General features: G+C 46.9%; 11 protein-coding genes and 1 tRNA gene. 6 read left to right on the forward strand and 6 right to left on the reverse strand.

The window, feature by feature from the left end; translation table 11 throughout:
- Nucleotides 1-10 precede the first annotated feature (10 nt).
- Nucleotides 11-982, forward strand: coding sequence for a GGDEF domain-containing protein (locus ABY802_RS05230; RefSeq protein ID WP_372625959.1), 972 nt, complete (start codon nt 11-13; stop codon nt 980-982).
- Between the two features lie 122 nt (nt 983-1,104).
- Nucleotides 1,105-1,812: a substrate-binding periplasmic protein gene (locus tag ABY802_RS05235; RefSeq protein WP_372625960.1), complete on the forward strand. Its 708-nt coding sequence runs from the start codon at nt 1,105-1,107 to the stop codon at nt 1,810-1,812.
- A 103-nt stretch (nt 1,813-1,915) separates the two neighbouring features.
- Here the strand turns inward: ABY802_RS05235 and ABY802_RS05240 are convergent, their stop codons facing one another.
- A complete protein-coding gene (locus ABY802_RS05240) occupies nt 1,916-3,223 on the reverse strand; it encodes an aminotransferase class V-fold PLP-dependent enzyme (protein WP_372625961.1) in 1,308 nt (435 codons plus the stop codon).
- 338 nt (nt 3,224-3,561) lie between these two features.
- On the opposite strand from ABY802_RS05240, the gene ABY802_RS05245 reads away from it, so the two are divergent.
- The 3 genes from ABY802_RS05245 to ABY802_RS05255 are packed head-to-tail and all read left to right on the forward strand — an operon-like array spanning nt 3,562 to nt 4,953.
- On the forward strand, nt 3,562-4,071 hold the full coding sequence (locus tag ABY802_RS05245; RefSeq protein ID WP_372625962.1) for a hypothetical protein: 510 nt from the start codon (nt 3,562-3,564) through the stop codon (nt 4,069-4,071).
- 21 nt (nt 4,072-4,092) lie between these two features.
- Nucleotides 4,093-4,683, forward strand: coding sequence for a hypothetical protein (locus tag ABY802_RS05250; protein ID WP_372625963.1), 591 nt, complete (start codon nt 4,093-4,095; stop codon nt 4,681-4,683).
- Between the two features lie 21 nt (nt 4,684-4,704).
- Nucleotides 4,705-4,953, forward strand: a complete 249-nt coding sequence (locus ABY802_RS05255; RefSeq protein ID WP_372625964.1) for a hypothetical protein — start codon at nt 4,705-4,707, stop codon at nt 4,951-4,953.
- A gap of 213 nt (nt 4,954-5,166) precedes the next feature.
- Here ABY802_RS05255 and ABY802_RS05260 read toward each other — a convergent pair whose 3' ends face one another.
- From ABY802_RS05260 to ABY802_RS05270, 3 genes are all read right to left on the reverse strand, one after another.
- Nucleotides 5,167-6,057 carry a sugar phosphate isomerase/epimerase family protein gene (locus tag ABY802_RS05260; protein ID WP_372625965.1) on the reverse strand — a complete coding sequence of 297 codons (891 nt, stop codon included), beginning with the start codon at nt 6,055-6,057 and terminating at the stop codon, nt 5,167-5,169.
- Nucleotides 6,058-6,087: 30 nt separating this feature from the next.
- Complete coding sequence (locus ABY802_RS05265; RefSeq protein WP_372625966.1) at nt 6,088-6,483, reverse strand: VOC family protein; 396 nt, start codon at nt 6,481-6,483, stop codon at nt 6,088-6,090.
- A 213-nt stretch (nt 6,484-6,696) separates the two neighbouring features.
- Nucleotides 6,697-6,783 (reverse strand) — tRNA-Leu (locus tag ABY802_RS05270).
- Nucleotides 6,784-6,976: 193 nt separating this feature from the next.
- On the opposite strand from ABY802_RS05270, the gene ABY802_RS05275 reads away from it, so the two are divergent.
- Entirely contained in the window at nt 6,977-7,492 is a 516-nt protein-coding gene (locus tag ABY802_RS05275) for an RDD family protein (protein ID WP_372625967.1), read from the forward strand.
- A gap of 26 nt (nt 7,493-7,518) precedes the next feature.
- Here the strand turns inward: ABY802_RS05275 and lptG are convergent, their stop codons facing one another.
- Nucleotides 7,519-8,586 (reverse strand): LPS export ABC transporter permease LptG, encoded by a 1,068-nt coding sequence (gene lptG, locus ABY802_RS05280; protein WP_372625968.1) that lies wholly within the window; start codon nt 8,584-8,586, stop codon nt 7,519-7,521.
- A gap of 1 nt (nt 8,587) precedes the next feature.
- The coding region (locus ABY802_RS05285; RefSeq protein WP_372625969.1) for an LptF/LptG family permease at nt 8,588-9,145 on the reverse strand (558 nt) is incomplete at its 5' end.

Raw genomic sequence — 9,145 nt, forward strand, 5'->3', positions numbered from 1 at the left:
AGGGTAGCTAATGGACTTTATTAATGCATTATTTAACGGTGATTTTATGCCGCATGGTCATTGTTTGCTGTGGCGCACCGATTTACTCATTCTGCATGTTGGCGGTGACATTCTGACCTTTACCGCTTATATGCTGATCCCAGTTGCCCTGGTGCGACTGGTAAGAGCGAGAGACGATTTACGTTTTGACTGGATGTTTCTAATGTTTGCCGGTTTTATTTTTTTCTGCGGCGCTACCCATTTACTGGGTATCATTAATATCTGGCATGGTTACTACTATATTCACGGCATAATCAAATCTGTAACGGGTCTTATTTCCATCTCTACCGCTCTCTTGCTATGGTATTTGTTGCCGCAAGCCATCAGCTTACCCAGTAAAAAAAATATGCAGGCTAAAATTTCTGAGCTGACTCAGGCTGAACAGCAGTTGGCCAGTTCTAATGCGCGGCTGGAAGCTGAAGTACAAAAACGCACAAAGCAGCTGGAGAAAATGGCGACCACGGATGAACTGACTGATTTAATAAATCGTCGGGAAACCATGCGCATTCTGGATATAGAAATATCACGAACTACCCGCCAGCAAACCCCTTTGACTATTATGATGCTGGACTTGGACGATTTTAAAGCCATTAACGATAACTTTGGCCATCAGACCGGCGATCACACGTTAAGGGCGGCAGCTGACTGCTGCAAAGAACAGCTGAGAAAAACCGATTTTATCGGCAGAATTGGCGGTGAGGAGTTCCTGATTATTTTACCGGATACCGATTTAGTCAGTGCCAGTGAACTCGCTGAGCGGGTGCGGTTTGCGCTGGAGCAGCACACCTCGGCCCAAAGCGCGCTACCGTTATGTACAGTTAGTATCGGGGTGGCAGAATGTCGACGTTCTGATACACCTACCAGCTTGATCCAGCTCGCAGATGAAGCTTTATACCGCGCAAAAGCAGCAGGGCGTAACCGAGTATGCCGGGCAGAACCCTGAAACGCGACGACCCTGTCAGCAATACGGGGAGCAATTTTAGAAAACAAACTGTACACTTAGCACAAAGAACCAGCGTTTTAAGTAAACGATTTTGAGTTTTCAGCTATATAGTGGTTTTAAAAATGCGTGTTATCTTACTATTAGTGTTGATTTTTTCCAGGCAGCTGGACGCAGAGCCTAAAACGCTTAAGGTGGCCGTTAATATCGGTCCGCCCTGGGCGTTTTATCAGGAAGGAAAAGGCATTACCGGTATAGATGTTGAAATTATCCGGCAAATTTTAACCAAAATGGGCTATCATAGTGAATTTCATTTGCTGGCTTATAATCGCCTGATTAAAGAGTTTAATGAAGGCAAATTTGATGTTGCCAGTCCTGCTGCATTTCCCCCAGACAACGGTTATTTAACCACACCGTATTTGCCCTTTGCAGATGTTGTCGTTTCGCTTGAGTATAATAAATACAACATTAATACTCTGGCTGATTTAAAAGGCAAAAATATTATTGCCTATCAGTTTGCTACCTCTGTACTAGGTCAGGAGTTTGCCGATACGGTAAAAGAGGAAAACTATTTAGAAGTTGCAGAACGTGAGCTTCAGCTTAAACTGCTGGTCAATGCCAGAACCGACGTGGTTATCGGCGAGCGGCGGCTATTAAATTATATTATGCAAAAAAATCACCCTGCCGAAAGGATAACCATTCACCCGATATTTATTACCCAACCTTATGGTGCCATTTTCAAGGACCAACCGTTACAACAACAATTTGATCAAGAGCTGGAAAAGTTGCAACAGTCTGGTTTGTATCAAGACATTTTAAATAATTGGCCCTGACCAAACTGCAACAGTTATAGATTTAACTTAACGGTTCCATCTTGGTTTATCAAACAGCTCCACATTTCATAAACACCTTAAGTATTTACAGCACCGAGAGCAATTAACGCACTGTGGTCAGTGCTGCCAATGTTTGTGTTATTTCCTGCTCGTTGTTAATCAGGCTTGGTGCAAAGCGGGCATAAGATTTGCGGTACGGTGTGCTACTCATGATGATGCCTTTACTGTGCATGGCTTTGACCACATCATCCGCAACCATATCGTTGTAATCAAAACACACCAGACCAGAAGATAACTCGGCGCTTAGCGGTGTGTGCAATTTCACGCCCTTAAGCTGACTAAGCCCCTGCTTCGTCAGGCTGTTCAACTGATGAATGCGCTGCTGCACATTGGCTTTACCCAATTGTAAATGTAATTTAAACGCTTCTGGCAGCGCCCAGCGATGTTCAAACGAGTGAAAGCCGCCCGGTGTCATATGCTCACCAATGGGTACCTGATCATAGGTACTGCCGCCCAGCCAGACATCGTAGGAACGACTAAAGCTGGGAATAACCGCCGTACATTGTGCCCAGCCCTTATCACTCCCCCAGACAACTCCCGTGCCGCGGGGGCCAAAAATCCATTTATGGGTGCCGGCAATAAAAAAATCGCAACCCAGGGTCGTTACATCGACATTTTCAATGCCAAAGCCATGAACGCCATCAACACAAAATAGGATTTGATCGGACTCTGCCCGCTGGTTATTTACTGCGTTGAGCATGTCACCAATAGCCCGGATGGGGAGTTTGACACCGGTTGAAGAGTGAACCCAGGTCAGTGCCACCACCTTGGTACTAGCAGCAATCGCCGTTTTTAAGCGGCTGACAATCTCATCAACAGTCGCCGCTGAGGGGTCATCATACAGAGCAACTTGCCGGATCTTTGCACCGGTGCGTGCCGCCCGCAGCTGCAGGGATAAATCCGTTGAGTAATGATCATGTACCGTTTGCAGTATTTCATCACCTGGGCGTAACGTCAGGCCACTGTATACCAGTGCTAAGCCCATGGTGGTACTATCGGTCAGCGCGATTTGAGACGCATCGCCTCCCATGTAGCTGGCCGCGGCAGCAGAGATTTCCTGATCAATCGTCATAAAGTGTTCATGCCAGTAATCAGCCGGGTTAACGTCGAAAGCCCGACGATGCCGCTCAATCGCATCCGCTACCGGTTTAGGATGGGATGCCAGCAGAAATGTGGCCAGATGAATATAATCATGGCTTAGGGCAAACAGCTTACGTAATCCTTGCCAGTCTGCCCTACTGACCACAGCATTGGTGCTTTGCTCAGACCCCGCCTGCAGCAAAGTAGGGAAGGACAGCATACTGCTGCCCACGACCAAAGTAGATTTACTTAAAAATTCCCTGCGTTTCATCTCAACCTCCCTGCTCATATTTTAACCAGTTTAGTTGAAGATTCTGAAAAGAGTAAGCGAACCGCGGATGGCGTATAGTCAAGCCCGACATCCAATACCGCCGCATAAAACACTTTGGCAACACGTTTAAAGTAATTTTTTAAATTAAAAGTTGCTAACCTCTGAAATTGTACAATATTTAATCAGCAAGGATAGGAAATGGTTCACTTTCCGTAGTAGCAGAGCAGGCTTGTCGCTAACGCTCAGATAGTATGTAAGAAAACCTTTCAGTTCCCTGTCAATCCTCTACGTTCAATAGTTGCTGAAGTTTTGGCATAAACATAGTGTAAGGAAAGATAATGAGCCAAAGTCAGATTGAAGATGTCGTAAGCACTTTGCTAAGTGCCCCGGTAAAAGCAGCAACACACGCCAATCGCGAACAAATGTATATTTGGCGAGATTACTTAAAAACCATAGAGGCTGTAATAGGAACTGTCACAGATCCTGCTCAAAAGGTTGCATTGATCAGTCAGTACATTAGCATGGCGCCGACATGGAAAGTCGCGGCGCAAATCGATGTGGGCATTACCATGCGCATTGCCTCAATTTCTAAGAAAACGGTAGGTGGTTCCTTAGGCATCGCTGTCGGTTTAGTGCAAACAGCAGGTCAATTCTCATCAGAGACATCCACTTCAACTGAAAGTTTACTTACAGCGCGAGCGCTTTATTCACTTTCAAATGATAACGAAATACAACTTGAAGGTTTCTTGAATAGCTTGGGGATAGACCTTGCACAGCCAGATCAAGTAGCAACAGCAGTTGGCAAGTTGGAAAGTATTACAGCTCAAGCGCCGTCAGCCTCTCAATAAAATAACAAATGGATTTGCTTCATGGATAATTTGCATTCAGAGCAGAAGAACAAAGTGCACGAAGTGCTTGTTGCATTGCAAAAATCATTATCTCGTGTCAGTAGAGACTCTGCCGATAAAAAAAAGGGTGATGCATATGCTCTCATTACTGGCGATGTTAATTTCTCTTTTACACTAAAATGCGATCTAGAAGATGGTCACAATTTAACCCTTCATAAAGATGGCGCTATTGAACTTCACCTTGACGGCTCTATAGCGACTGATATAGATGTGCAAGATGTCTTGGCCGACTCAGGCCCCCAAGACACGCAGAACGCGACCCCAGGCTCTTCAGAAAAAGACCACACCAGTCCGGCTACGCCTACTTCAGCTGAGGAAACTTTATACACAGATCTTCATAAGCTATCTCCTGAAAAACTTAATGCAACTTTAGAAAAAATTGAATCCGAGCTTGAGAAAAAGCCCCCAGGTTTGAAAAGCACTGCGATCAATGCACTGCTAAATGCGCTTATAAACATACTCAAGAACACTGCGCTTAGTCCTGCTGGAGCAGCAGCTGCTCCAGAAACACAAGCAGTAAAACCGGTTAAAAGAAAAACAAGCCGAAAATAACCAGCAAGTGACGGAGGAAAAATGTCAGGAAAAGCGGAGATACCAGCAGGTTCAGCTGAGAAAGTATTTATTGAGTCAATTAAAAGAGTTAAGCAGTTAGGTGCCGATAACAAAATCAACGCTGCCGTAGACCTGGGCGTAACGTTCAGTTCGGTCATGCTTGATGAAAAGGGTGGCTTACTTGCCTTATTCAAGGGAAAAAGTAGCAATCATCAATCTATAGAATTAAAGCTTGCAACGCGTATTTATCTTGAGGCATCACCTGACTGAGCAAAGTAGTCAACGTTAAAACACCAGAATGTGGATACAATGAAACGATTTACCAACACCCGCATAGCATAAGGGACCAGAGCTACTCATCGCCATGCCAATGCAAGCAACTGAAATGCATATGATTTTTCTGGCGCGCTTTTAATTGTCTCTGCCCCCTTTTTCGGACCCCTTTTTCGGATTACTGGATAGATAAATAACAAAGCGTGGAATTTAGCAGAATATCTGGTTAAAACCGCGAACGCCTTGCTTAAGGGTCGCGGTTAAATCATCTGTTACATCGCGTTCTACAAAAGCGTACTGTAAACCGGCAACCGGGGCTGCGGCGTGTGCTCGCGCAAAATCAATCACGCCTTTGCCAAGGTTGGCAAAGTCGCCATCCGCTGTCATGTCTTTTAAATGCCAGAGCGGAAAACGGCCCGGATAGCGATGAAACAAGGCCGTCACATCAACCTGCATTTTTGCTGCCCAGTAAAAATCAATTTCCATTTTTACCAGGGAGGCATCAGTTTGGCTCAGTAAAATGTCGTATGGCCGAACGTTATCGATGACTGAAAACTCAAAATCGTGGTTATGGTATGCCAGGGTTATTCCAGCAGCCTGACATTGCTCGCCGACCCGGTTGAGCTTTGCTGCCAGTTGCTGATAGCCAGCTAAGCCATTACTGCGCTCAGCGTCAGTCAGGTACGGCATAACCAGATAGCGATGTCCCAGCGCCAATGCATCATCTAACACCCGGTTGGTTTCGTGTAACAACGGCTGTAACATCACGTGCCCAGCAGGCGCTGATAAGCCAAGTTCGCCAAGCCATGTTGCAATTTGCCCTGCCGGCTTGCCAAACAAGCCGGCAAATTCCAGCTGTGTATAGCCCAGCCCGGCCAACAGCTGCAACGTGTTTTGTACATCTTGCTGCATTAAACTTCTGACGGTATAAAGCTGAATGCCCGGTTGAATACCGGAACAGGCAAAGGCCAGTTTACCGGCAAACCCTGAGCCCAACACCAGCCCGGCACCAGTCAGCACCTTAATAATATGGCGGCGCCGGCCATCAACCATACTGCCGTTTTGCCAATCAGCATTGTGCCGCGCTAACTCACTTTTCATGGCAAAACCTAATCGTTTGCACCATGTCGATTACTGCATAGAATGTAAGCCAATTAAATTTCCCTCTGTATCGCCGACAACAGCACAAAAACCGTGATCCCCGATAGACATTTTATGCTGATGAACACTGCCACCATGTGCTACAGCGCGATCTGCCGTTACACCGCAATCATCGCAACCAAAATACACCAGGGTACCACCACTACCAGGCGTATAACCTGCCATCTTAACCAGGCTGCCGCCAGCTCCGTAATAATTCATGCCATTTTCTTTGTCCATCGGAAAAAACCACATGTCCATTTCCATCTCCGGCGTGGGTGATGGCATCTGCACCAGCTCAATTTCAAATAGCGCCTGATAAAAAGCTTTGGCACGCGCCATATCGTTTACATAAATTTCAAAGTGCACTACCGCGTTATGTTTCATTGACTCGCTCCTGGTCTGTCAGAATTAAAGTGATCATAAGTTACATAGCCGTGGCTTGTGGCCTGGCATCAGCGGAAATGCTGCAGCAAAGATAGCAGTGATTAACTTACTTTACGTAGTCGGACAAACAATATGTAGATCGACAATAAGCGGAAACAACACTAAAAATGATTATCGCACAGGTATTCTAATGAATTTAACTTTCAGGAAGTATGGTGCCTAGGGTCGGACTCGAACCGACACGGAGTTTCCCCCGGCGGATTTTGAATCCGCTGCGTCTACCGATTTCGCCACCCAGGCACTGAGGGAGTTTTTGAAGTAAACGCCTGCATTATACGGTGCTGCTAAAGCTTGGCAAGTGCTTTTATGCCTCTTTGTTTTAATTAGCTTTTAAATGCACAAAATTGCAGCAGTGCTGAAAAAAGCCGAACCTTGCATCGCAAAAAAATACCACCATGTTAAACTTGCGACAGTTTACTGACAGGACTTTATTATGCTTGCCAATGTGCTAGCCAATGCTCCCCGAGCCGGTTTTGCCCGGCGTTTAGCGGCAATGATATACGATATTCTGGTACTGGCAGCGTTGGTGATGCTGGCCGCTGGTGTTGCTATGTTATTGGTTCAGGTGTTGGCCTGGGGCGATCTGGTGAACCTGAGTGGTTACAGTGATATTGCTGATTATTTAAATACCGGGTGGCGTCGCTGGCTGTATTTTGCTTATTTGGTGACGGTCATTCTGGGTTTTTATGTGTATTTCTGGTGTAAAGCCGGCCAGACCCTTGGCATGCGCGCCTGGCGACTGGTGGTAGTAAAACAAAATGGTCTGGCGTTAACACCATTTCAGGCACTGGCCCGGGTTTTACTGGCCTTCTTTGGAGTAGGTAACTTCTGGTTGTGGCTACGCTGGGGAAAAGGCCTGGCATTGCAAGACCAGCTTACCGCCAGCCAGATGGTGGTAATTAGCAAAGAGCACAGCAAAAGCCTGAACGTACATCAGCACGCCCGCTGATGTACCCCATCGAATACTAAAGCGCACTACACCTTTTTTCGCATGAAATAGAGCGCCAGGCCCATAAATAGCAGGCTGGGTAACATGGCACCGGCCAGCGGCGGTAACTGGTAAACCAGCGCCAACGGGCCGAACAACTCGTTACTCATAAAAAAACCAAAGCCGGTTAAAATTCCAAGCAGTACCCGCGCAGCCATAGTAACACTGCGCAGCGGTCCGAAAATAAAACTCAGTGCCAGTAACAACATCGCAGCAACCGACAAGGGTTGCAGCATTTTACGCCAGAATGCCAGCTCATAGCGGCTGGCTTCCTGATCATTTTGCTCAAGATAATCAACGTACTGCGCTAACCCGGTCAGTGACAGCATTTCAGGCTTAATGGTAACTACCCCCAATTTGTCAGGGCTTAAACTGGAACGCCATTGCTGCTGCGCCAGGTTGTTTTGTAATACCTGTTCAGCGGTGAAAGACAACTCGGTAACATTTTGCAGCTGCCAGCGATCATTACGATAAACTGCGCCATCAGCAGTGGTAACGGTTTGCAATTGTAGATCAGTGCCAAATTTGTAAATGGTTAAACCGGTTAAATTGCCAATATCATCAACTTCTTTAATATTAACAAAGCTATCGCCGTCTTTAGCCCAGACACCTTGTCGTGCTGCAAAAAGGTTACCATCTGAAATCGCTTTAATTCTAAGTTCACGCGCCGCTCTGTCGCTAACCGGGGCGCCCCACTCTGCTACCGCCATCACAACCAACACCATAACAATGGCTGACTTCATTACTGAGCTGATGATATTTAAGCGAGACAACCCCGCTGCCTGCATTACCACCAGTTCACTGCTGCTGGCCAGCATGCCCATACCAATCAAGCCACCGATTAACGCCGCCATCGGAAAAAACAACACCAAATCGCCTGGCATGCTGTACAAGGTAAAAAGCGCAGCATGCACCATATCGTAATAGCCGCGACCAATGGAACGCATCTGGTCGATAAACCTGAACAGCGCTGATAATACGATTAACACGCTTAAGGTCAGGGCCGACGTGGCAAGAATAGTGCGGCCAATGTACAAATCAAGAATTTTCAGCATATCAGGCGCGCCTCGCAGCCCAGGCACGTAACCGCTGCGCTGAGGAGCGGTTGCGCATAATTAAAAACAGTCCCAGTAACAGGGCACTACCGTGCAGCCACCACATCCCAGCTTCAGGCGGAATTTTGCCGTCTTCCAAAGCTGAGCGGCCAATAATAAGCAGAGCATAATAGCCAAGATATAACAGTAAGGCCGGTAGCAGACGACCGAATTTTCCCTGACGCGGGTTTACCCGGCTAAGTGGCACGGCAATCAGGGTAAGAATAGGAATAGATAGCGGAATGGCGATACGCCAGTGCCATTCTGCTGCCGCTTCAGCGCTTTGCTCTTGTAATAATAATGGCGTACTTAAACTACTGAGCTTTCGACGGCGCTGTTCAACCTGCTGCTCCCTTAACTGGATCTGATAACGACCAAACTCTGTTACTTCGTAAGCGGGAGAGCGGCCATCGCCGGCGTAGCGCCGACCGCGTTGTAATTCGAGCATCTGAGCGCCGGTTGCGGCATCCTCGGTAACGGCACCAGTTTCGGCATACACGATAGCATGCTGTGACTGTTC

Source organism: Arsukibacterium sp., from assembly GCF_041616895.1.
In the GTDB taxonomy this organism is placed as follows: Bacteria; Pseudomonadota; Gammaproteobacteria; order Enterobacterales; family Alteromonadaceae; genus Alishewanella.